This window comes from Streptomyces sp. V4I23, assembly GCF_030817975.1.
In the GTDB taxonomy this organism is placed as follows: domain Bacteria; phylum Actinomycetota; class Actinomycetes; order Streptomycetales; family Streptomycetaceae; genus Streptomyces.
Genome location: NZ_JAUSZW010000004.1, coordinates 1,520,110 through 1,542,805 on the forward strand (window position 1 = coordinate 1,520,110; position 22,696 = coordinate 1,542,805).

The 22,696-nt window shown below is 68.6% G+C and carries 19 protein-coding genes; 1 reads left to right on the forward strand and 18 read right to left on the reverse strand.

Features of this window, described 5'->3' with window-relative positions:
- Positions 1-19: 19 nt before the first annotated feature.
- The 4 genes from QFZ82_RS09075 to asnB form a co-directional block, all read right to left on the reverse strand.
- Complete coding sequence (locus QFZ82_RS09075; RefSeq protein ID WP_307712662.1) at positions 20-1,582, reverse strand: class I tRNA ligase family protein; 1,563 nt, start codon at positions 1,580-1,582, stop codon at positions 20-22.
- A 40-nt stretch (positions 1,583-1,622) separates the two neighbouring features.
- The gene (locus QFZ82_RS09080) at positions 1,623-2,360 is read right to left on the reverse strand and encodes an SDR family oxidoreductase (RefSeq protein WP_307712663.1); all 738 of its coding nucleotides are present in this window, start codon (positions 2,358-2,360) and stop codon (positions 1,623-1,625) included.
- A 130-nt stretch (positions 2,361-2,490) separates the two neighbouring features.
- Positions 2,491-3,414 carry a hypothetical protein gene (locus tag QFZ82_RS09085; RefSeq protein WP_307712664.1) on the reverse strand — a complete coding sequence of 308 codons (924 nt, stop codon included), beginning with the start codon at positions 3,412-3,414 and terminating at the stop codon, positions 2,491-2,493.
- Positions 3,411-5,195 carry an asparagine synthase (glutamine-hydrolyzing) gene (gene asnB / locus QFZ82_RS09090; protein ID WP_307712665.1) on the reverse strand — a complete coding sequence of 595 codons (1,785 nt, stop codon included), beginning with the start codon at positions 5,193-5,195 and terminating at the stop codon, positions 3,411-3,413. Before asnB ends, QFZ82_RS09085 begins: the two co-directional genes overlap by 4 nt.
- 145 nt (positions 5,196-5,340) lie before the next feature.
- Between asnB and QFZ82_RS09095 the strand changes: the two genes are divergently transcribed.
- On the forward strand, positions 5,341-6,081 hold the full coding sequence (locus QFZ82_RS09095) for a PIG-L deacetylase family protein (RefSeq protein ID WP_307712666.1): 741 nt from the start codon (positions 5,341-5,343) through the stop codon (positions 6,079-6,081).
- Between the two features lie 16 nt (positions 6,082-6,097).
- Here QFZ82_RS09095 and QFZ82_RS09100 read toward each other — a convergent pair whose 3' ends face one another.
- The 14 genes from QFZ82_RS09100 to QFZ82_RS09165 form a co-directional block, all read right to left on the reverse strand.
- Complete coding sequence (locus QFZ82_RS09100) at positions 6,098-6,760, reverse strand: maleylpyruvate isomerase family mycothiol-dependent enzyme (protein WP_307712667.1); 663 nt, start codon at positions 6,758-6,760, stop codon at positions 6,098-6,100.
- A gap of 22 nt (positions 6,761-6,782) precedes the next feature.
- Positions 6,783-8,189, reverse strand: coding sequence for an adenosylhomocysteinase (gene ahcY, locus QFZ82_RS09105; protein WP_307712668.1), 1,407 nt, complete (start codon positions 8,187-8,189; stop codon positions 6,783-6,785).
- Entirely contained in the window at positions 8,179-9,036 is an 858-nt protein-coding gene (gene metF, locus QFZ82_RS09110; protein ID WP_307712669.1) for a methylenetetrahydrofolate reductase [NAD(P)H], read from the reverse strand. The genes ahcY and metF overlap by 11 nt, the downstream gene beginning before the upstream one ends.
- A complete protein-coding gene (gene metH / locus QFZ82_RS09115; protein ID WP_307712670.1) occupies positions 9,033-12,488 on the reverse strand; it encodes a methionine synthase in 3,456 nt (1,151 codons plus the stop codon). The genes metF and metH overlap by 4 nt, the downstream gene beginning before the upstream one ends.
- Positions 12,485-13,468 carry a carbohydrate kinase family protein gene (locus QFZ82_RS09120; RefSeq protein WP_307712671.1) on the reverse strand — a complete coding sequence of 328 codons (984 nt, stop codon included), beginning with the start codon at positions 13,466-13,468 and terminating at the stop codon, positions 12,485-12,487. Before QFZ82_RS09120 ends, metH begins: the two co-directional genes overlap by 4 nt.
- A 1-nt stretch (position 13,469) precedes the next feature.
- On the reverse strand, positions 13,470-14,663 hold the full coding sequence (gene metK, locus QFZ82_RS09125; protein WP_307712672.1) for a methionine adenosyltransferase: 1,194 nt from the start codon (positions 14,661-14,663) through the stop codon (positions 13,470-13,472).
- 1 nt (position 14,664) lies between these two features.
- Positions 14,665-15,402, reverse strand: a complete 738-nt coding sequence (locus tag QFZ82_RS09130) for a 4'-phosphopantetheinyl transferase superfamily protein (protein WP_307712673.1) — start codon at positions 15,400-15,402, stop codon at positions 14,665-14,667.
- Between the two features lies 1 nt (position 15,403).
- On the reverse strand, positions 15,404-16,309 hold the full coding sequence (locus QFZ82_RS09135; RefSeq protein ID WP_307712674.1) for a hypothetical protein: 906 nt from the start codon (positions 16,307-16,309) through the stop codon (positions 15,404-15,406).
- Positions 16,310-16,330: 21 nt separating this feature from the next.
- On the reverse strand, positions 16,331-17,221 hold the full coding sequence (locus QFZ82_RS09140) for a diiron oxygenase (protein ID WP_307712675.1): 891 nt from the start codon (positions 17,219-17,221) through the stop codon (positions 16,331-16,333).
- A gap of 58 nt (positions 17,222-17,279) precedes the next feature.
- Positions 17,280-18,332 (reverse strand): class I SAM-dependent methyltransferase, encoded by a 1,053-nt coding sequence (locus QFZ82_RS09145; protein ID WP_307712676.1) that lies wholly within the window; start codon positions 18,330-18,332, stop codon positions 17,280-17,282.
- Positions 18,329-19,168 carry an SAM-dependent methyltransferase gene (locus QFZ82_RS09150; RefSeq protein WP_307712677.1) on the reverse strand — a complete coding sequence of 280 codons (840 nt, stop codon included), beginning with the start codon at positions 19,166-19,168 and terminating at the stop codon, positions 18,329-18,331. Before QFZ82_RS09150 ends, QFZ82_RS09145 begins: the two co-directional genes overlap by 4 nt.
- A gap of 42 nt (positions 19,169-19,210) precedes the next feature.
- A complete protein-coding gene (locus tag QFZ82_RS09155; protein ID WP_307712678.1) occupies positions 19,211-19,723 on the reverse strand; it encodes a MaoC family dehydratase in 513 nt (170 codons plus the stop codon).
- 110 nt (positions 19,724-19,833) lie between these two features.
- Positions 19,834-21,006 (reverse strand): PLP-dependent aspartate aminotransferase family protein, encoded by a 1,173-nt coding sequence (locus tag QFZ82_RS09160; protein ID WP_307712679.1) that lies wholly within the window; start codon positions 21,004-21,006, stop codon positions 19,834-19,836.
- 127 nt (positions 21,007-21,133) lie between these two features.
- Positions 21,134-22,579: an MFS transporter gene (locus tag QFZ82_RS09165; RefSeq protein WP_307712680.1), complete on the reverse strand. Its 1,446-nt coding sequence runs from the start codon at positions 22,577-22,579 to the stop codon at positions 21,134-21,136.
- Between the last annotated feature and the right edge of the window lie 117 nt (positions 22,580-22,696).

The window sequence follows — 22,696 nt, forward strand, 5'->3', positions numbered from 1 at the left end:
TCGCTGGAAGGACAATCATTCAGAACCCGAAAACGGGTCCCGAGAGCCGTGCGAGTCGGGTGCCGGGGGCGGGGGCTGTCAACGCGTCGGCGGTGACCGGGTGCCCCGGTTCGATACGGAGGGCGGATGCCAGGCGCTTGGTGCCTTCAGGCATCACGGGACCGGCCCAGGCGCAGAGTGCCGCTGCCACGCTCAGCTGGGCCGCGAGGGAGGGAAGGTGCCGCCCTCCTGCGCTCGGCCGTCGGCGTTGATACGCGTTGGCATGCCCGAAGTCCGCTGTCGACAGCACGATCTCGTCGAGCAGAAGCACGACTCGACGAGGATCGAAGGTCTCGGGCGCGTACGCGTCCCGCAGGTCGTCGACGGCTCGCTGGAGGCGCCGCAGCTGCGTCACCCACCCTGAGCCTCCCGGCGCCGTGGCAGGCACCAAGCCGTCGTTCTCCTCGTACACCGCGTCGAACAGTCGGTTCAGCCATCCGTTCCACGTCTCGGTGAGGGTCCGCCGTGTCCGAGCCAGGTCATCCATGCGGAAGTCGGTTCTGCGCGCGGCGGGGCGCCCTTCGAGCACATGCCTGCGCAGTGTGTCCGAGCCGTACTCGATCAGGAGATCCAGTGCCCACGCCTCCTCCGGCCCTTCCGCGGCGGCGTAGGTCTCATTGACGTAGAAGTCCTGCGGAAGCTTGACCCCTCGTGCCAGCAGCAGCGCGGGAAGCAGGACGGCATGGCAGAAGGTGTGGCCGAATCCGCCGAAGTGCGCGATGCGTTCGGGCAGCGGACGTCTGTCGAATCCCTGCCCGAACAGATGCATGGCCGCGGCCTCGAAGCAACCGTCGATCCGGTGGTCCTCGAATCCGTCGACGGGGACCGTAACGCCCCAGGCGCCGGGGTGGCCCACGGCCACGTCCGGCAGGCCGTCCTCCACCAAGGTCTCGCACAGGACCGCGAGCCGGGGCGGAAGCTCCGACGCGGCCCAGTAGTCGGCCAGGGGCTCCCGGTACTGCTCCAGGAGAAGGTACGGCCGACGGATGCGGCGCATCTGCGCCTCCGCGCCGCACAGCCCACAGGACGGGTCGGTCAGGGCGCCACCGTCATTGGGCAGCGCACAGGTCCGGCACATGCCGCCCTCGGCCGCCGCTTGGCAGTGCGGGCAGCCGCCTGTCACCAGAGCGCCGTGAAGCCAGCGGTCGCAGGACGCGCAGTAGGGCATGGGGCGGGTGCGCAGGACAACGGCTCCGTCGGTGTGGAGCTCCCGGAAGAGCTGCCGGATCCAGCGGGCGTACCCGCGGTCGCGGCGCGGATGGACGATCTGGTCGAACTTGATTCCCGCATGGAGCCAGTCGGCTGTGATCCAAGACCGGTAGGAATCGGCGACCTCACCCGGATCCCGGTACGCGCGCAGCGCCTTGGCCTGTACGGAAGCGGTGTGATCCGCAGTGCCTGTGGTGAACAGGACGCGCTCGCCGTCTGCTCGCAGGAATCGGGCGAGGACGTCGGCGGCTACGTAGGGGCCGGCCAGGTGGCCGATCTCGAGTTCGGCACAGGGCGCGGGCGGGGTCGCGGTGATCCAGAGCGGCGTATTCACGGATGGACCTCCTTGACGCGGAGTGACGCGGGTGCGGTGCTCAGCGCGGTTCGAAGTGGAAGGAGCGGATGAAGCAGTCCCGCGGCTGCTCGACCGCGTAGACGATGCATTCGAAGAGTGCCTGAGTGGTGAGCTTCTCTTCGGCGCTCTGCCTGCCGGGGCCCATCCCTTCCCATTCCGCGGAGCGCGGGTCGGAAGTGGAGAAGTCCGGGGGGTAGAGCGAGAAGACGCGTACACCGGCGGGGCCGAGACGCCTGGCAAGGATGTCGGCGAAGCCGGCCTGCGCGCCCTTTGCCGCGTAGAACGCTTCGTGCGCGGTGGAGCCGAACGTCGAACCACCGCCGCAGACGGCGACCATGTTGACGATGTCAGGGCGACTGGAGGCACGGAGGAGAGGCAGGAAGTGCTTGACCATCAGCACCGTACCGCCGGCTGTTGATTCGATCGTCTCCACGATTTCGTCGTCGGAGGCGTCGTCGAGTTCGAGGCCGTCCAGCCAGCGGGCCCCGTTGTTGACCAGGAGGTCGACCCGGTCCGTGCGCTCGCCGACATGGCGTGCGAACTCCCGGATGTCGGCCGGCTTGCTCAGGTCGCATCCGAAGGCGTGAATGCGGTCCCTGGCAGATCCCATGACCTCTGTTCGCGTGCGTTCAGCCGCATCGACGGTGCGGGCCGAGACGTAGACCTCGGCTCCCAAGTGGGCGAAGCCGATGGCGAGCGCACGGCCGAAGTACCGGGACGCTCCGGTCACGACGACCCGTAGGTTCTCGAATTTCATCCTCTGCTGCACTCCCCACGCAGGACGGGAACGGGCGCGACTTCCCTTTGCCCATGGGCAGTTGGGAAGTCCCTCGCGATCCAGCGTGGCAGAGTTTCAACGCCGAACAGAGGTCAGAGGGGCTGCGTACTCACGCCGTGACGCGGATACGCCACGGCAGTGGCACCGCTCGTTCCCACACGTGGGCACGCTTTCCATGGACTGCGATGCTGCGGATGTACGGCCCCTCGACGGCAGCCGACACGCGCACGATGCCACCGGGTGTGACGATCTCCAGCGCTGCGCTCTCCGCCAGGCGATGAGGCACCGTGCCCGGGATGGCCGCGGCTGCTGCCAGGCATGCGGCCCCGGTCAGGGCGAGACTCGGATGCCAGCCGCTCACTGTGACGCCTCGGGCGAAGGGCCGTCCGCAAGGGCCGGTACCGACGGCAGTGATCTTGGGAAGTGCTGTGTCCGGGCCGCAGCCGAGCAGTCGGGCCGCGGCTGCTCGGGCACGCAGAAGAACGCGTAGCACTTCGCCGCCGGCCTCGAACAGCGCCTGTGCGGTGGGCACACCGAGCGCTGCCGCGTCGACGAACACATAGGGGTTGCCGAAGCGGACCAGCGACGCGTCCAGTCCGCCGATCCGGTCCACAGGGCGTCCGGTCGGCAGCAGCGGACGCGTCGGCCCGGGGCCGTTGAACCTGACGGTGTGAGAAGCGTGCGGCTCCGGCTCGCAGACGACGGTGTCACCGGTCGTCAGAGACCGCACGCGCACCGTGCCTGTCAGGCCTGCCGCCGTGACGCAGGCGAGCAGCGAGTGACCACAGCCGCTCCGGAAGTCGAAGCCGTGGGGCATGCTCTGGACGAAGCGGTAGTCCAGGTCTGAGTCCGGTGCGGGTGAGGCTCCGTACAGGCCGATCTTGTGGATGTGTCCCCGTCCGGTGCGGTCGAGCCACCGGCGGATATGGAGCAGCTCCTCCCGTAACGCGAGGGCGCCGGAGGGGAGCATGTCGCGCGCGAGGACGAGTGTGGGGCACGGAGCTCCCTCCACGCGCACGATGTCCGCCTTCATGCCGCTGCACCGATGGGGATGCGCAGTCCCTGTACGACCTCCGTCCACAGCTCGTGAACGGCGATGGCCCACAGCGCAAGGGCGTCGGAAGTGGACGGCCGGGCGACCTGGCGGGCGAGCAGCGCCTGGACGCGGTCGGGGCGCAGCCGCCCCTCTCGCGCCAGCCTTGCGGGCGACAGCAGCTCGCGTACGGTGTCGAGCAGCGGGTTGCCCGGCGTCAGCATGGCGGCGAGCGGGAGGGTGAACGGCTGCTTCGGTCGCTTGAGGACAGTGCTGGGCAGCAGGCCACGGCCCGCTTCGTACAGTGCGCGTTTGCCTTGGCGGTCGCGAGCGGGGAGAGCGCGCGCCAGTGCCACGGTCGCCGGCTGGCAGAAAGGCATTCTCGTCTCCACTGCCCAGGCCATGCTCAGGTGGTCCAGCCGCCGAAGGTGGTAGGCAGGCAGACGGCATCGTGTCTCGAAGTCACTGAGCGTGGAGAGCCGGTCCGTGCGGGAATCCCGCAGCCGGGCGGCTATGCGGTCGCTGTCCGAGCCTCGGTCATCGATGAAGGCCCGGTAGGCCGGGGTGTACAGGCGTTCGCGGAGCAGTCTGGGGGCGGCCGCGAGCGAGTCGACGTAGGCGCCCGTCCAGTCCTCGCCTTCAGGGGCCGCCAGCGCGTTGCGCACCCGCTCGTAGCCGCCGAAGAGTTCGTCCGCCCCGTCACCGGTGAGCGCGACCGTGAACCCGGCTTGGCGCACACCGCGGAAGAGAGCGTAGGTGCTCAGCGCGATGGGGTCGGCGTTGGGCTGCCCCAGATGACGGACGGTCCTGGTGAGAAGGGAGACCAGCTCCGACGGGGGGACGTCGATCTGGTGGTGCGCGGTACGCGCTCGATTGGCGATGGCTTGCGCATACGTGTGCTCGGCGTCCGGCCAGCGGCCCTTGTAGCCCAGGTGGAAGGTGTGAAGGCGACTGTCCTCGAAGCGGAGCTCCTCGGCTGCGAGGGCTGTGACCAGTCCCGAGTCGAGGCCACCGCTGGTGACGGCGCAGACCGGCACGTCGGCGGCGACGAGTCGCTCCGTTTCGTGGCGCAGGGTGTCCAGGACCCCCAGGCCGTCCTGCGGTGGGCTGTCGCGCCGAGCACGTCGGCGGACGCGAAGAACCGCACCGGGGTCCGCCACTGCCGTGGCGCCGGCGGGGAGGACGTGGACGCCGCGCAGCGCCGTCTCGGTACCCAGCGGCGTCTTCGTGGCCAGGACGGAATCAAGCGCCTCCTCGCGGACGTCGGTGGGCACCCCGTCGAAGGCGAGGAGCGCAGGTATCTCGGACGCGAAGCGCACGGATCCGTCCTTGGCCACGTGGTAGTGGATAGGTTTCATGCCCATGTCGTCGACGGCGAGTACGAGTCGGGGCCGCGAGCGCAGATCGAGTACGGCTATCGCGAACATGCCGTCGAGGTGCTGGGCGAAGTCGGGACCGTACTCCGTGTAGAGGGCGGGCAGCAGACTGCCGTCGCACTGGTCACTGAAACGGTGCCCACGGGCGACCATGCGCCGCCGCAGCTCCCGGTGGTTGTAGATCTCCCCGTTCAGTACGGCCAGAACGCCGGGGGCGGTCCGTAACCGGTAGGGCTGACTCCCGCCGCAGGGGTCCGTGATCGCCAGCCGGTCGCATCCGAGGGACCAGCCGCGCCCGCTGAGGACGCCCTGTTCGTCGGGTCCGCCATGGCGCTGCCTGCCCGAGACGGCAGCCAGCTCGGGGTCCGTCACCCCGGCGGCGAACGTACCGAAAATCCTGCACATGCCAGTCGCCTCCGGCCATCGCTTTCTCTTACTTCAACCAATGATTTGAAGTTACCAATTTTTTGGGTGGCGCGTAAGTGCCATGTCGTAGATGCGCCACCGGATGCGCCTTGCCTCAGCCACGACCGCACAAGAGGCTGACGGTATGGACGAGTTGAGGACCGACAGCCCCGACCGCAGTGCGCCCGAAAGCCTGCTGGTCGTGGCCGCGCACCCGGATGACATCGAGTTCTGCGTCAGCGGGACGGTGATGCAGTGGATCGCCCGTGGCACACGGACGACCTACTGCATCGTCACGGACGGAGGGGCCGGCGGTTACGACGAGCAGCTCCCTCGGCAGGCGATGGCGGACCTGCGCCGCGCCGAGCAGGTCCACTCGGCGAAACTCAGCGGAGTCCAGGACGTGCGCTTCCTCGGCTATCCCGACAGCCTCGTCGAGCCCAGCGTCGACTTGAGGCGCGACCTGTGCCGGGTCATTCGTGAAGTGCGACCGCAGCGCGCCATCATTCCCAGCCCTGAGATCAACTGGAAGCGGCTTGCCGATCTCCACCCCGATCACCGCGCCGTGGGCGACGCAGCCCTTCGGGCGATCTATCCGGAGGCACGGAACCCCTTCTCTTACCCCGAGCTCCTGAAGAAGGAGGGGCTCGAGCCGTGGACCGTGCCGGAACTATGGCTCATGACGGGCCCCACGCCCAACCAGTACGTCGACGTCACGAGCGTCTTCAGCCGCAAGGTCGAGGCCCTGCGCATCCATACCTCACAGACCGCGCACTTCGACGATCTGGCCGGCCTCCTGCACGACTGGCTGTCCGAGCACGCGCAGGCGGGCGGCCTCCCGCAGGGCCGCCTCGCCGAGGCCTTCCAGATCGTCGCCACCGAGTAGCAGGCGGTGCTGCAGGTCAGCGGTAGATGACCAGCTCGTGTTCTTGAGCGCCGCTGAGGTCGTAGCGCGTGCCGACCAGAGGCCGGCCGGAGTAGAGCCGGATCAGCGTCGGTGCGTCGGCGGCCAGCCGGGCAGGCGGCCGCCCGGAAATGTCGTTCCCGAGTACGAGAGGATGTCGGCCGTCGTCGAGCGTCGCATGCAGCCGCGGTGTGTCCCGCCTTCTGCTGGCGACCGACAACAGCTCCAAGGCCGGCGCCGCCCCGCCCCCGCCGTACGCGCCCGGTTCATCCCAGGCGTCTCTCACATCGCCGGCGTGCACCCACTCGCCCAGGGCAACCGTGTCCAGCAGGCCGTCCTCGTGTGTCGCAATCACCGGCCCCGCCTCTGTGAAGCCGCGCTCCAGCTCGTCCAGCACACGCCCCAGCGGCCAGTCCGCCCGCTCTGCGACATCAGCGGCATTGGACTCCGGGGAGAAGACTCCCTCTTCGAGGCAGCCTTCCACGATCCGGACGAGCGCGGCTCCGCAGTGGGCGAGGACTTCGCGAACCGTCCAGCCCGGGCAAGCCGTGCGAAGGGCGAACATCTCCTCGGGCGCCGACCGGAGCAGCGGCATCAGCGTATCCCGCTCAGTGAGCAGAAGGCGGCCGGGCAGATCAGGGTCGCGGTGTTCGTCGGACATGCTGCGCCCTCCTTCAACGAAATCAGTAGCGGTAGTGGTCGGACTTGTACGGGCCCTCGACCTTGACGCCGATGTACTCCGCCTGCTCCGGGCGCAGGGTGGTGAGCTTGACGCCGAGGGAATCGAGGTGGAGACGGGCGACCTTCTCGTCGAGGTGCTTGGGGAGCACGTAGACGTCGGTCGGGTAGTCCTGGGGCTTGGTGAACAGCTCGATCTGGGCCAGCGTCTGGTCGGCGAAGCTGTTGGACATCACGAACGACGGGTGTCCGGTGGCGTTGCCCAGGTTGAGCAGCCGGCCCTCGGACAGGACGATCAGGACCTTGCCGTCGGGGAAGGTCCAGGTGTGGACCTGGGGCTTGACCTCGTCCTTGACGATGCCGGGCACCTGGGCCAGACCGGCCATGTCGATCTCGTTGTCGAAGTGACCGATGTTGCCCACGATCGCCTGGTGCTTCATCTTGACCATGTCGGAGGCCATGATGATGTCCTTGTTGCCGGTCGTGGTGACGAAGATGTCGGCCGTCTCGACGACCTCGTCGAGGGTCGTGACCTGGTAGCCGTCCATGGCCGCCTGCAGGGCGCAGATCGGGTCGATCTCGGTGATGATCACCCGGGCACCCTGGCCGCGCAGGGACTCCGCGCAGCCCTTGCCGACGTCGCCGTAGCCGCAGACGACGGCCGTCTTGCCGCCGATGAGGACGTCGGTGGCGCGGTTGATGCCGTCGATCAGCGAGTGCCGGCAGCCGTACTTGTTGTCGAACTTCGACTTCGTCACGGCGTCGTTCACGTTGATCGCCGGGAACAGCAGCGTGCCTTCGCGGTGCATCTCGTAGAGACGGTGGACGCCCGTCGTCGTCTCCTCCGTCACACCGCGGATCTCAGACGCGAGCTGGGACCAGTTGAGGCTGGTGCGGTGCAGCAGTTCGAGGATGACGCGGTATTCGTCGTTGTCGGCAGTGGACGGATCGGAGACGGCACCGGCCTTCTCGAACTCAACACCCTTGTGCACGAGGAGGGTGGCGTCGCCGCCGTCGTCGAGGATCATGTTCGGGCCTGCGTGGCCGGGCCAGGTCAGGGCCTGCTCCGTGCACCACCAGTACTCCTCCAGCGTCTCGCCCTTCCAGGCGAACACGGGGATTCCGGCTGCCGCGATGGCCGCAGCGGCGTGGTCCTGGGTGGAGTAGATGTTGCAGGACACCCAGCGGACCTGGGCGCCGAGGGCGACCAGGGTCTCGATCAGCACCGCGGTCTGCACGGTCATGTGCAGCGAGCCGGTGATGCGGGCACCGGCCAGCGGCTGGGCGGCGGCGTACTCCTTGCGGATCGACATCAGGCCGGGCATCTCGTGCTCGGCGAGAGTGATCTCCTTACGGCCGAACTCGGCCAGGGACAGGTCCGCGACCTTGAAATCGGCGAAATCAGCAGACATGGAGGCTCCTAGGCGTCTGGATATGGCGGTGGATGTCGAGTGCCGCGGTGGAGCGGTTCAACGTGATGTAGTGCAGGCCGGGGGCGCCTTCGGCGAGGAGCCGGTTCGCCATCGCCGTGGCGTGGTCGACCCCGATGCGGTAGGAGGTGGCCGGGTCGTCGCGCGCGATCTCCAGGCGAAGCGCAAGCTCTCGGGGGAAGGACGCGTCACTGAGCTCGGCGAAGCGGCGGATCTGCCGCACGTCGGTCGCCGGCATGATCTCGGGAATGATGGGCGTCGAGCAGCCTGCTGCGACCACGCGGTCCCGGAACCGGAGATACGTCTCGGCATCGAAGAACATCTGCGTGATGGCGTAGTCCGCGCCTGCGTGGCACTTGGCGACGAAGTGGCGGATGTCTTCGGCCGGAGACGCCGAGCGGGGATGGCCCTCGGGAAAGGCGGCCACTCCGATGGTGAAGTCGCCGAGGGAGCGGACGAGTTCCACCAACTCGGCAGCATGTGACAGGCCGTGCGGGTGGGCGTTCCACGTCCCTCTCGGGTCACCGGGAGGATCGCCGCGCAGAGCGAGAACATCGCGGATTCCCGCATCGGCGTACTGACCGATGATGCGGCGCAGCTCTGCCACCGAATGCCCGACAGCGGTGAGATGAGCGACGGGACGCAACGTCGTTGCGGCGGCGATCCGCTTGGTGACGGCAACCGTACGCTCGCGCGAGGACCCCCCGGCACCATAGGTGACGGACACGAAGTCTGGTGCGAGCGGCTCGACGCGCCGTATCGCCTCCCAGAGCGTCGCTTCGCCGGCCGGTGACTTCGGTGGGAAGAACTCGAAAGAGAAGGTGGTCACGGACGTCCTCCGGCGTTGAAGTAGCTCGCCTCGGGGTGGTGGACGACGATCGCGTCCGTGGACTGCTCCGGGTGGAGCTGGAACTCCTCGGACAGCTGCACGCCGATCCGCTCGGGCCGCAACAGCTCCGCGATCTTGGCGCGGTCCTCCAGGTCGGGGCAGGCGGGATAGCCGATCGAGTAGCGACAGCCCTGGTACTCGGTACGGAACATGCCCGCCACAGAGTCCGGATCGGCTCCCGCGATGCCGAGTTCGGCGCGGACGCGCGCGTGCCAGTACTCGGCGAGGGCCTCCGCCAGCTGGACGGACAATCCGTGCAGTTCGAGGTAGTCGCGGTAGGAGTCGGCCTCGAAGAGCTTCGCGGTCTCCTCACCGATCCTGGACCCGACGGTGACCACCTGGAGGCCGACGACATCGGTCTCGCCGGACTCCTCGGGACGGAAGAAGTCCGCGAGGCACAGCCTGCGGCCACGGCGCTGGCGCGGGAAGGAGAAGCGGGTGCGCTCGGAGCCGTCCTCGTTCAGGAGGATCAGGTCGTCGCCCTTGGACACACAGGGGAAGTAGCCGTAGACGACGGCCGCCTCCAGCATGTTCTGCGTGTGCAGGCGGTCGAGCCAGCCGCGCAGGCGCGGCCGGCCCTCCTCCTCGATGGTGTGCTGGTCCTTCAGCCCCCACTGGCCCTTGAAGAGGGCGCCTTCGTCGAGCCAGGAGGCGTACTCCTTGAGCGGGATGCCCTTGACGACGCGGGTGCCCCAGAACGGCGGCTCCGGCACCGGATTGTCAGCAACGACGTCCGAGCGGCCGGCGGCTTCGGGTTCGACGAGGAGGTCGAGCAGCGGACTTTCTCGCTGGGGAACGCGGCGCTGCTTGAGCTCGGGCAGGATGGCGCCGGGCACTCCGCGCTTGACCGCGATGAGGGCGTCCATCAGGCGCAGGCCCTCGAAGGCGTCGCGGGCGTAACGCACCTCGCCCTCGTAGATCTCGTGGAGGTCCTGCTCGACGTAGGCGCGGGTGAGGGCGGCGCCGCCGAGGATGACGGGGTAGGAACTCGCGAGTCCCCGGGCGTTCAGTTCCTCGAGGTTCTCCTTCATGATCACCGTGGACTTGACGAGCAGGCCGGACATGCCGATGACGTCGGCCTTGTGCTCCTTCGCCGCGTCCAGGATCGCGGCGACGGGCTGCTTGATACCCAGGTTGACCACGTTGTAGCCGTTGTTGGACAGGATGATGTCGACGAGGTTCTTGCCGATGTCGTGCACGTCGCCGCGGACGGTGGCCAGGACGATGGTGCCCTTGCCTTCGTCGTCCGTCTTCTCCATGTGCGGTTCCAGGTAGGCGACCGCGGTCTTCATCACCTCGGCCGACTGGAGCACGAACGGCAGTTGCATCTGGCCCGAGCCGAACAGCTCGCCGACGACCTTCATGCCGTCGAGCAGCGTGTCGTTGACGATGTCCAGGGCGGGCCGGTCCCGCAGCGCCTCGTCGAGGTCGGCCTCGAGGCCGTTCTTCTCGCCGTCGATGATGCGCCGCTTGAGGCGCTCCTCCAGCGGCAGGGCGAGCAGTTCCTCCGCCTTGCCGGCCTTCATCGACTTGGTGTTGACGCCCTCGAACAGCGCCATCAGCTTCTGCAGCGGGTCGTAGCCCTCGGCGCGCCGGTCGTAGATCAGGTCGAGCGCCGTGCTGACCTGCTCCTCGTCGAAGCGGGCGATCGGCAGGATCTTGGAGGCGTGGACGATCGCCGAGTCCAGGCCGGCCTTCACGCACTCGTCGAGGAAGACGGAGTTGAGCAGGATGCGGGCGGCCGGGTTGAGGCCGAAGGAGATGTTCGACAGACCGAGGGTGGTCTGCACGTCCGGGTGACGCCTCTTCAGCTCCCGGATCGCCTCGATGGTGTTGACGCCGTCCTTACGGGACTCCTCCTGGCCCGTACAGATCGTGAACGTCAGCGTGTCGATGAGGATGTCCGACTCGTGGATGCCCCAGTTGCCGGTGAGGTCGTCGATGAGCCGCTCCGCGACCGCCACCTTGTGCTCGACGCTACGGGCCTGGCCCTCCTCGTCGATCGTCAGCGCGATCAGCGCGGCACCGTGCTCCTGGGCCAGGCGCGTGACCTTCGCGAAGCGGGACTCGGGCCCGTCGCCGTCCTCGTAGTTCACCGAGTTGATGACGGCCCGGCCGCCCAGCTTCTCCAGGCCGGCGCGGATGACCTCGACCTCGGTCGAGTCCAGCACGATCGGCAGCGTCGACGCGGTGGCGAACCGGCCGGCCAGCTCCTCCATGTCCGCCACGCCGTCACGGCCGACGTAGTCGACGCACAGGTCGAGCATGTGGGCGCCCTCGCGGATCTGGTCGCGGGCCATCTCCACACAGTCGTCCCAGCGGCCCTCCAGCATGGCCTCGCGGAACTTCTTCGAGCCGTTGGCGTTCGTCCGCTCACCGATCGCCATGTAGGCGGTGTCCTGCCGGAACGGCACCGTCTGGTACAGCGACGCGGCGCCCGGCTCCGGGCGCGGCTCGCGGACCGCCGGCCGGATGCCGCGCACCCGCTCGACGACCTGACGCAGGTGCTCCGGCGTCGTACCGCAGCAGCCACCGACGAGCGAGAGGCCGTACTCACGGACGAACGTCTCCTGCGCGTCGGCGAGCTCGGGCGCCGTCAGCGGGTAGTGGGCGCCGTCCTTGCCGAGGACCGGGAGACCGGCGTTCGGCATGCAGGACAGCGGGACGCGGGAGTGGCGGGCGAGATACCGCAGGTGCTCGCTCATCTCGGCCGGGCCGGTGGCGCAGTTCAGACCGATCATGTCGATGCCCAGCGGCTCCAGCGCGGTCAGGGCCGCGCCGATCTCCGAGCCGAGCAGCATCGTGCCGGTCGTCTCGACCGTCACGGAACAGATCACGGGCAGATCGAAGCCACACCATTCCAGTGCCCGGCGGGCACCCACAAGTGCCGCCTTCGTCTGGAGCAGGTCCTGCGTCGTCTCGACGAGCAGGGCATCGGCCCCACCGCGAATGAGACCTTCCGCGTTCTCCTGGTAGGCGTCACGCAGAGCGCCGAATTGCACATGGCCCAGCGTCGGCAGCTTCGTGCCGGGGCCCATCGAGCCCAGCACCCACCGCTGCCGGCCGTCCCGTGCCGTGTACGCGTCCGCAGTCTCGCGGGCGATACGCGCGCCCGCCTCCGACAGCAGATAGACGCGGTCGGCGATGTCGTACTCGCCGAGCGCCGCGAGGTTCGCGCCGAACGTGTTCGTCTCGACACAGTCGACGCCGACCTCGAAGTAGGCCTCGTGGACGGAACGGACGATGTCGGGGCGCGTGACGTTCAGGACCTCGTTGCAGCCCTCGAGGTTCTCGAAGTCCTCCAGGCTGGGGTCCTGGGCCTGGAGCATCGTGCCCATCGCGCCGTCGGCCACCACCACCCGGGTGGCGAGCGCTTCGCGGAAGCCCCTCATGTCAGCTCCCTGAAGTGCGCCACCAGGTGGGCGACGGCCTCCGGACCGTAGGCGGTCCGGAGACGGCCGATGAGGGAGTCGCGGTACAGGCGGTATTCCTGTGTGCCGACGTAGTCCAGCACGGTGGCCGCCACGGCACAGCCGAGTTGTGCCGCATGCTCCTCCGGCACCCCCCAGGCGAGTCCCGCGAGGAAGCCTGCCCGGAACCCGTCACCGACGCCGGTGGGGTCCACGACGCCGGCCACCTCGACGGCTGGCACCGTCAGCGGCTCTGCGCCGTCCCGGTCGATGCGTACGCCCTCGGCGCCGTGTGTGGTCACCCAGCAGTCGACCTTGCCCAGGATCTGCTGCTTCGTGAGGCCCGACCGCTCCTGAAGCAGTGCTTCCTCGTACTCGTTGGTGAACAGCCAGCGAGCACCGGTGATGAGCTCCAGGACCTCCTGCTTGCCGAGCCTGGCCAGCTGCTGGGAGGGATCGGCAGCGAACGGAATGCCGAGCTTTCGGCATGCCTGCGTATGCCGGACCATGGCCTCGGGATCGTCCGGGGAAATCATGACCAGCCCGAGTCGGCCGGCCCGGCGGATCACGGAGCTGAGGTCGATCTCCCGCGCTTCGGCCATGGCTCCGGCGTAGAAGGTGGCGATCTGGTTCTGCATCCGGTCCGTCGTGCAGAGGAATCGGGCGGTATGGAGGTCCGCGCTCACCCGCACGGAATCGGTGTCGACCCCGTGCTGCTTGAGCCAGACGCGATAGGGCTCGAAGTCGCTCCCTACGGCGCCGACCAGTACTGGGCGCAGTCCGAGGACCCCGAGCCCGAAGGAGATGTTTGCTGCCACTCCTCCTCGCCTGATCTCCAGTCGGTCCGCGAGGAAGGACAGGGACACCCGGTCGAGCCGGTCGGCCAGGAACTGGTCGGTGAACCTCCCGGGGAACGTCATCAGATGGTCGGTGGCGATGGAGCCGGTGACAGCAATGCGCATCTCAGTCCTCCGCTGCCCGGCGCAGGGCGTCGGCCCGGTCGGTCCGCTCCCAGGTGAAGTTCGGGAGCTCGCGGCCGAAGTGGCCGTACGCCGCGGTCTGGGCGTAGATGGGGCGGAGCAGGTCGAGGTCGCGGGTGATCGCGGCCGGGCGCAGGTCGAAGACCTGGTCGATGGCCTGCTGGATACGCTCCACGGGCACGCTCTCGGTGCCGAACGTCTCCACGAACAGACCGACGGGCGCGGCCTTGCCGATCGCGTACGCGACCTGGACCTCGCAGCGGGCCGCGAGGCCGGCCGCGACGACGTTCTTCGCCACCCAGCGCATCGCGTAGGCCGCCGAGCGGTCCACCTTGGACGGGTCCTTGCCGGAGAACGCGCCGCCGCCGTGGCGGGCCATCCCGCCGTACGTGTCGATGATGATCTTGCGGCCGGTCAGACCCGCGTCGCCCATCGGGCCGCCGATCTCGAACCGGCCGGTCGGGTTCACCATTAGCCGGTAGCCGTCGCTCTCCAGGTCCACACCTTGCTCGGCCAGCGCTTTGAGCTCGGCCTCGACGACGTACTCACGGATGTCCGGGGTGAGCAGCCCTTCCAGGTTGATGTCCGCGGCGTGCTGCGTGGAGATGACGACCGTGTCCAGGCGTACGGGCCGATCACCGTCGTACTCGATGGTGACCTGCGTCTTGCCGTCCGGGCGCAGGTACGGAACGGTCCCGTCCTTGCGCACCTCGGCCAGCCGGCGGGAGAGCCGGTGCGCGAGGTGGATCGGCAGTGGCATCAGCTCGGCCGTGTCGTTGCAGGCGTAGCCGAACATCAGGCCCTGGTCGCCCGCGCCCTGCTTGTCGAGTTCGTCGCCGTCCTTGCCGGAGGTGTCGACGCCCTGGGCGATGTCGGGTGACTGGGCACCGATCGACACGGACACCCCGCAGGAGGCGCCGTCGAAGCCCTTCGCTGAGGAGTCGTAGCCGATCTCGAGTACAGCGTCCCGTACCAGCTCGGCTATCGGCACGTAGGCGCTGGATGTCACCTCTCCGGCGATGTGCACCTGCCCGGTGGTGATCAGGGTCTCGACGGCTACGCGGGACGTCGGGTCCTGGGACAGGAGAGCGTCGAGGATCGTGTCGCTGATTCGGTCTGCGATCTTGTCGGGATGCCCCTCGGTGACGGATTCGGAGGTGAAGAGCCGTCGGCTCATGTCACTTCACCTCCGCACAGAAGAAGTTGCTGTCGATGGCGCCCAGCGTGCGGATGGCGTCGACCTCGAGGGTCTCCATCTCGATGGTCCGGCCGCTGAGCTGCTCGAGCAAGAAGACGAACTCGACGAACGACAGGGAGTCGATCAGGCGGTTCTCGATCAGGTCGAGGTCGGGGGTGATGTCCTCGCGCTCCGGGTGGCGCTTGAGGATCCAGTCCTTGACCTGCTGCAGACCGTCACTCATGGCTGTGCTCCTTACGGTGTCGTGTTCATGAGGGTGGGCTGGAGTGTCCCGGGCGCCGGCGGCGTCGACGACCGGGGAGTCTCCGAGGATCGGTGCGGCGACGGCGACCGCGTAGTCGACGTCGTGGCTGATGCTCACCGTGATCTCGGTGATGCCGGAAGCGGCGGCCATCGCGGCGGCGGAGCGGCGCAGTTCGACAAGCGGCCAGCCGCCTTCCGAGCGCCGCACCACGATGTCCAGCCAGGGCAGGAACCGGTTGCGGACCCGCAGTGTCTTGAAGGCCGCCTCCTTGGCCGCGATGCGACCGCAGAGGCTCAGTACGTCGAGCCCGGTCGATGTTCGGCAGTCGGCCAGTTCGCCGGAATCGAGCATCCGGTCGAAGAACGCCTCGCCGTGGTCGGCCATGAGCCGGCGGACACGGTTGACGGACACGATGTCCATGCCGAGATTCGCCCAGCCCAGGCCGCCCGCTGCGGCGGTGGGGCGGGCCGGCACGTCAGGTCACCGGCCCGGCCGGCGCGAGTCGTGCCACGGCGGTACGGACGGCTTCGGCGGCGGTGGCCCAGTCGCCGTGCCGCCTGGTCAGTGCCGAGAGCCACCGTTCGAGACCGAAAGCGACGCAGCTGGTGAAGGCGGGGCCGCCGGTGTCGGCGAGGGTGATGGAACAGCGGTCGCCGAAGAAGTTGCGATGGGTGTTGACCGAGGCGATCGCCAGGTCCTCGTAGAGGAATTCGTGCTTGACGGGCGACAGGCGCTGGAGGACCGCCTTGGATCCGCCCTTGTCGAAGAAGGGGTCGCAGGCCGCCTCCTTGCGCAGCGGAAGGTCGAGCGCCTCCGCGAAGGCGGTGATCCGCTCGGTGAAGGTGCACAGGTGGTTCTCGGCGTGCTCCCGGCCGCCGATGGCCACGATCTCGCGCATACGGAAGCCGAGTTGGCGGCGCAGGCCCTCGTAGCGCTCCTCCTTGCGGAAGCACCAGCCGACCACGGTCACCAGAGTGTCCTCGGTCAGCTGCCGGCCCTCGTGGTCGAGGTAGACCGCGTAGCAGGAGGCGGAGGGCAGGCCAAGGGCTGCCGGCTGCAGGGCGTCGCAGGGGAAGCAGCCGGTGTCTGTACAGAACTGCGCCTCGTCACGGCGGTCGAGGTCGAGCGGCGCGGCGAGCACCGCCTGGTGCGGGAAGTTCTCGTAGTAGTCCAGGCGTGCCAGGTCCGCGGCGGGCAGCAACGGCGGCATGGTCATGGCCCGGGCCCCGGCATTGACGCCCCAGGACTCGAAGGTGTCGTCGAGCAGCCGGAGCAGCGCGGTGCCCTCGGGCCCGAGTGACGGAAGGCCGTGCGGAGTGCCGGGGGAAGTGGATGCAGCGGGGGAGCCCCGCTGTGCGGTCAGAGTCGTCGTGTCGGACACGGTGTCGATCCACCTCTCGGTTCAGACGACCGGCAGGGTGTCGTCGGAGAAGATCCCGGTCTTCAGGAAGAAGGCGAGCGGCTTGCGGATGGCCTTGCGCTCGTGAACCCGCCGGCGCTCGTCCTCGATGAGCGCGGTGCGCAGCGCCAGCGGGTCGGCAATACCGGCGTCGCGGTAGACGTGCGGGTTGTAGAGGGAGTTGACGCTGAAGACGACGTAGCGCTTCAGGTACGCCTCCACCTCGGCGAGCCGCTCGGCGCTCACCGCGTCCCGCATGCGCAGATACAGCAGGGAGACCAGTTCCCGGCCGAAGGCGATGTGGCGGGACTCGTCCTGGTGGTGGATGCGGTTGACCTCGCGGATGGTGTCGCAGAGGGCCGCGTCCTGCGCCATCCTGCTGTTGTAGTGGTCGACGAGCTCCTCGAAGAAGAGGATGCGCGCGAAGACGAGGAAGTTCTCGACCTCGGGCTCCCACACGGAGTCGGCCCGCATCGCAGTGGAGCCGTAGATCTTCCCGCCATAGCGGCGGCAGAACTCGGCAAAGAACCACATGTGTTCGTTCTCTTCGCCGATGAAGTGGTGGAAGAAATCCGAGGGGACCTCGAAGCCCGGCATGTGGATACGGCCGACCACCTCGATGAGCAGCTCACGGATGCCGTGCACGTTGAGGCTGTAGAAGTTGATGGACTCCCACTTGGCGAGCCGGCGCAGGGTCTCCTCACCGAGCTCGTCGAAGACGGGGGTGCCGTACGGGGTGAGCAGCTCGGGGCTCATCCACATGCGATCCTCGTCGAGACGGTCGGGCCACTGGAACTGCTGGTAGGGGTTGTAGTAGTCCTCGATGGACTTCTCGCTCAGCCTCTCCAGGACTTCGAGGAAGCGATCGGTGACGGGCAGGGCCGTTGCGGCCATGGTCTCTCCTGACTCGTACGTCGGTTGCGCACGGGCTTGGGACGGGACGGTGCGGCCGTCAGGGCCGCACCTCGTACACGGCGTTGACGGGCGTCTCGGTGGCCCTCCGCCAGCGGGTGAAGCCGGCCTCCTCGGCGATGGCGCGGAACGCCCTTTCGCCGGAGTGGTTGCCGAGGGCGTGCGGGCCGCGCTGAGCGACCGCGACGGGCAGGCACATGACCGCGGAGAGCGCCATGAACATCCGGGCCGCAGGAGTGCCGGAGTCGACGTCCGCGGGTGACACGTTCGATTCGACCAGCATCCAGGTGCCGTCGCTGTCGAGGGACTTGTGGACGTGCTGGGCAGCGGCGACCGGATCGCCCATGTCGTGCAGGCAGTTGAAGAAGGTCACCAGGTCGTAACCGGAACCGGGGTAGTCGTCGGCGGACGCGGTCTCGAAGACCACCCGGTCGGAAAGGCCCGCGTCGTCGGCCAGCTGACGGGCGATGGTGATGGCCTCCTCCGAGTAGTCGAAGCCGTAGACGGTCGCCTCGGGGAACGCCTTGGCGATGAGGAGGGTGGTGTGTCCGACGCCGCATCCCACATCGGCGACCCGGCCGCCGGCGGACAGCTTGTCGGTGACGTCGTGGAGGGCGGGCAGCCAGTCGGGCAGCAGCCGGTGCTGGTAGGTGGGCTCGAAGAAGCTGCCCATGCCGGTGTCGAGAGCCGGGTCGTGCTCGGCCCAGCCGACACCGTCGCCGGTGCGGTACGCCTCGACCAGCAGGTCCTCGGTGGCGTACAGCGCCTTCAGCGCGGTGAAGAACCCGGCCGCATAGGTGACGGCCGTGGGGTCGGCGAGCACGGGGGCGTGGGCGGCGGGCAGCACGTACGTCCCGGCGCTGGGGTGCCGTTCGACGTACTCGGCGCTGAGCTGGGCGTGCAGCCACTCCTCCGCGTACCGCTCGGTCGTGCCGGTGCGTTCGGCGAGCTGGGCAGGCGTGAGCGGGCCGTGTTCGGCGAGCGCCCGGTAAAGGCCGAGGCGCTCGCCGAGCGCCACACTGAGGCCCCGGACGGCGGCGGCCGCGTCGCCGATGATCCGCTGGTGGAATTCTGTGGTCGGGTTGTCGGTCATGAGCCGTTCTCCTTGCCGGTCGGCAGGTCGCAGGTGAACAGGAAGGAGCGGGGCACACCGGATACCTCGCGCGCGGGCACCGGGTAGGGCCAGCGTCCGAAGTCCGCGCCCTCCTCGCCCGGCTGCTTGACCTCGCGCACGTACCAGCCGCAGTCGCTGAGCAGCCGCTCGGGCTCCTCGGTCCCGAAGAGCCAGGGGTTGCCGTCCTCTTCGAGCGCCTTGAGGAACGGCCGTGACAACGGGTTCTGGAGGGCGGCCCGGCTGATGACGTCGCCGAGGAGGACCGATCCGGGGGCGCTGTGCACGGAGAGGGTGGTGATCAGAGCACGGACGGCGGCTTCGGGGAGGAAGAACAGCAAGCCCTCCACGACCCAGAGGGTGGCCTCGTCGGATCGCCAGCCGGCCTCCTTCAGCGGGCCGGTCCAGTCCTGGGTGAGGTCGACCGCGACGGCACGCCGTTCCCGGTCAGCCGGCGCGGGTTCACCGGCGAGCATCTCCGCCTTCGCCTGCAGCAGGGCGGGCCGGTCGAGCTCGTACACGGTGACCCCGGCGGGCCAGGTGAGCCGGTAGAAGCGGGTGTCCATGCCGGCGGCGAGGAAGACCACCTGGCGGATGCCCTGGTCCTCGACGGCTCGGCCGATGGCGCGGTCCAGGTAGGTGGTGCGGATGGCCAGGAACGGCACGGTGCCTGCGCCCGCGTACCGGTCCAGCAGTTCGAAGCCGATGGCGTCGGCAACGGTACGCGCGTAGGGATCGGCGAACAGCCGGTCCTCGCGCTCGGTTTCCAGGGCACGCGCAGCGGCGGTCCACTGGGCGGTGCGGGATACGGCCTCCACGAAAGGCCCCCTTCACTGTGTGGAATGAGCGGACGGTCGTGTTCAGCCGGCTTGTGCACAGGGGACCGGGTCCTCCGCCGCGGGCATCGACGCGGGGGTTGCGGCGGAGGAGTCGGCAGGGCGCCGCCGGAAGATGCTGTGCAGGATCATGCTGAACACGACCGTCCCGTCTTGGGCCACCAGCTCGCAGCGGGGCTGGACGATGCCGGTGGTGGGACTCATGAGCGAGGGACGCGAGCCGAGTACCTCCAGGCGGGCGGTGAGCACGTCACCGGGCCGTACGGGGCGGTGGAACCGGATCTCGTCGATGCCGGGTGAACCAGCGCAGGCGCTGTAGGCGAGCAGTCCGTCGACGTACCGCCGCATGAAGAGCGAGGCGGTGTGGAAACCGCTGGCGATGAGCCCTCCGAAGGGCGACTGCTTCGCCAGCTCGGCGTCGATGTGGAACGGTTGCGGGTCGAAGCGCCGGGCGAACTCCAGCACCTCCTCTTCGGTGACGGTGACGGTGCCCAGTTGATGGACGTCACCGGTGCGGAAGTCCTCGAAGTAGCGCATGCCGCGCCCCCCTTGAGCCGGAAGTGTGATTTCTGAGCCACCCCCAATCTACGAATCGCTCATTTATTTTGTCAATCCAAATCTATGACGGATTCGCGCCTGCTGGACACTCAGGTGGCGTCCAGCGCCTGCTCGATGTCCGCCCACAGGTCATCGATGTGCTCGATGCCCACGGAGATGCGCACAGCGCCTGGTGTCACGCCGGCTGCGGCCAGGGCGCGGCTGTCGAGCTCCCGATGGGAGGTGGAGGCGGGATGTGCGACGAGGGTCTCGACGCCGCCGAGGGACAGGGCGAGGCGGGCCAGCCGCACCTTCTCGATGAAGGCCCGGCCCGCTTCACGACCGCCACTCAGTTCGCAGGTGACCATGCCCCCTCCCCCACTCATCACCTTCCGCGCCACTTCGTGCGAGGGGTGCGACGCGAGCCACGGCCAGTGCACCGCGCTGACGGCGGGGTGCCGTTCGAGGCGCTCCGCTACGGTTTCGGCATTGGAGCAGTGCTGGCGCATCCGCAGCGGAAGCGTGGGCAGGCCGCGCAGAGTCAGCCATGCCGCGAACGGATCCGGTGTGGCGCCCAGCTCGACGGTGCGCGTCCACACCCGACGGTGCAGTTCCTCTTCCGCGAAGACGGCGACACCGCCGAGTACGTCCGAGTGCCCGGCCAGGTACTTCGTTGTGGAGTGCACGACGATGTCGGCTCCGTACTCGATCGGCCGACACAGCACCGGCGAGGCAAGGGAGTTGTCCACGACGCTCAGGACGCCGTGGAGTCGCGCGAGTGACAGCAGCGCAGCAAGGTCCGGTACCTGGCCGGTCGGGTTGGCAATCGTCTCCAGGAACAGCAGACGCGTCGTCGGTCGAACGAGAGCCTCCACCTCGGCAGCGTCGTCGCCCTGCACATAGTCGACCTCGACGCCGAATCGCTGGGCGAGATCGGAGAGGACCGAGAAGGTCCCGCCGTAGAGGCAGCGTTGCGTCAGCACGTGGTCGCCGGGTTTGAGCAGGGCGATCAGCACCCCGCTGATGGCCCCCATGCCGGAGGCGAAGGCGATGGCGGCGGTACCACCCTCGAGTCCGGCGACAGTCCGCTCCATCGCCCGCACCGTGGGGTTGCCCCGCCGCGTGTACACGTACGGGCCGTCCGGGCCGGCCATGGCGTCCGCCAAGGCCTCCGCCGAATCGAAGCCGAAGGACGACGACTGCACGATGGGCACGCTCAGCGGCCAACTGCCCTCATCGAAGGGTTCGTTCGCTACGTGCACTGCTCGTGTTCGTATGTCCATGTCCACTGTCCTCTCGGGGTTGATCACGCCAAACGGGAAAAGGGGCCGCCCGATGCCTGCGGTGAGACATCGGGCGGCCCCTGGTGTCGGACCTCTCCACTCCCCTGGCTGCACGGCAGCCCATCGGCTATACGCCGACCTGCTCACCGTGCGCGGCAGGGGCGGCCTGGGCGGCAGCCGCGGCCGACTTGTCACTCCGCATCACGAGCAGGGTGATCAGACCCCCGATCGCGGCGATCGCGGCGGCGGCGATGAACGCGGCACTGAAGCCGTCGGTGAGGGCGGGCAGGTTGCCGAGTTCCCCGGCGCCCTGGGACATGGCGAGCGCGGTCAGCGCGGCGAGGCCCAGTGCGGAGCCGACGTTGTAGGTGGTGTTGACGATGCCCGACGCGAGGCCGGCCTGCTCCTGCGGCGCTCCGGACAGGGCAGCCATCATCGCGGGGATGTAGGCCAGTGACATGCCCAGCGCGGCGACGAGCGAGGCGGGCAGGACGTCGACCAGGAAGGTGCCGGTCGGCTCCACGGCCGACAGCCATACGAGTCCGGCCGCGAGGACGAACAGACCGCCGGCGATCAGGGGCTTGGCCCCGAACCTCGCCAGCAGCCGGGCCGTGATCGCCGTCATGAAGATCATGAGGAGCACCGTCATGGGCAGCAGCGCGGCTCCGGAGGCGAAGGCGCCGTAGCCGAGGACCTGCTGCAGGTACAGGTTGAGGAAGTACCACATCGGGATCCACGCGGCACCGAGCAGCGTCATGGCCAGGTTGGCCGAGCCGAGGCGCGGAACACGCCAGATGCCGAGCGGCATGAGCGGCGTGCGAACCGACTTCTGGATCACGAAGAACAGCGTCAGCAGGGCGGCGGCGCCGACCAGTTGCAGGATCGTGCCGGTCGAGCCCCATCCGGCCTCGGGCGCCCGGACGACGGCGAACACGGCGAGCGCCAGACCGGCGGTGACGGCGACGGCGCCCAGGATGTCGACGGAGCCGCGGCGGCCCTCGACGGCGGGCAGCAGCTTCGTGGCGGCCAGGGTGGCCAGGCCGATGGGCACATAGATGATGAACACCCACGGCCAGCTCAGCCACTCGGTGAACACACCTCCGAGGAACACGCCCGCCGTGCCGCCGGCGGGTGCCGCGGCTCCGTAGAGCGCCATCGCCTTGCCGAGTTCCTTCGGGTTGTGCCCGAAGAGCATCATCAGCAGCGTCATCGCGGCGGGGGCGATGAGTGCGCCGCCCACTCCCTGCACGGCGCGGCCCACGACCTCGACCCAGGCCGTCTGGGCAGCCGCCGCGACGACCGAACCGGCAATCATGACAACCCAGCCGGCGTTGAAGACCTTGCGCGCCCCGAGAAGGTCCGACAGGCGCCCGCCGAGCAGCAGCAGACCGCCGAAGGCGATGACGTAGGCGTTGAACACCCACTGGAGCTCGCCCTGCGAGAAGCCCAGATCCTTCTGCATCTCGGGCAGCGCCACACCGATGATGGACGTGTCCATGATCACCATGAACTGCGCGGCCGCGAGCACTGCGAGTGCCCACCACCGCCGCGGATCGACCGTTGGCGTCGACATGATCCTGCCTCCCCTTTGTCTATACCCCTGGGGGGTACCTGTGAAGCGCACCATAACATACCCCCAAGGGGTATGGGAGAGCAAGAGGTCCCCCTCGATCCTCGAAGCAACGGGAGA

Coding starts and splice junctions, on each gene's coding strand:
- QFZ82_RS09100 (WP_307712667.1), bottom strand. CDS start 6,760: ATGTCCGACGAACACCGCGACCCTGATCTGCCCGGCCGCCTTCTGCTC.
- QFZ82_RS09095 (WP_307712666.1), top strand. CDS start 5,341: ATGGACGAGTTGAGGACCGACAGCCCCGACCGCAGTGCGCCCGAAAGC.
- QFZ82_RS09080 (WP_307712663.1), bottom strand. CDS start 2,360: ATGAAATTCGAGAACCTACGGGTCGTCGTGACCGGAGCGTCCCGGTAC.
- QFZ82_RS09140 (WP_307712675.1), bottom strand. CDS start 17,221: ATGGCCGCAACGGCCCTGCCCGTCACCGATCGCTTCCTCGAAGTCCTG.
- QFZ82_RS09145 (WP_307712676.1), bottom strand. CDS start 18,332: ATGACCGACAACCCGACCACAGAATTCCACCAGCGGATCATCGGCGAC.
- asnB (WP_307712665.1), bottom strand. CDS start 5,195: ATGTGCAGGATTTTCGGTACGTTCGCCGCCGGGGTGACGGACCCCGAG.
- QFZ82_RS09160 (WP_307712679.1), bottom strand. CDS start 21,006: ATGGACATACGAACACGAGCAGTGCACGTAGCGAACGAACCCTTCGAT.
- QFZ82_RS09120 (WP_307712671.1), bottom strand. CDS start 13,468: ATGCGCATTGCTGTCACCGGCTCCATCGCCACCGACCATCTGATGACG.
- metH (WP_307712670.1), bottom strand. CDS start 12,488: ATGAGGGGCTTCCGCGAAGCGCTCGCCACCCGGGTGGTGGTGGCCGAC.
- ahcY (WP_307712668.1), bottom strand. CDS start 8,189: ATGTCTGCTGATTTCGCCGATTTCAAGGTCGCGGACCTGTCCCTGGCC.
- QFZ82_RS09085 (WP_307712664.1), bottom strand. CDS start 3,414: ATGAAGGCGGACATCGTGCGCGTGGAGGGAGCTCCGTGCCCCACACTC.
- metK (WP_307712672.1), bottom strand. CDS start 14,663: ATGAGCCGACGGCTCTTCACCTCCGAATCCGTCACCGAGGGGCATCCC.
- QFZ82_RS09165 (WP_307712680.1), bottom strand. CDS start 22,579: ATGTCGACGCCAACGGTCGATCCGCGGCGGTGGTGGGCACTCGCAGTG.
- QFZ82_RS09155 (WP_307712678.1), bottom strand. CDS start 19,723: ATGCGCTACTTCGAGGACTTCCGCACCGGTGACGTCCATCAACTGGGC.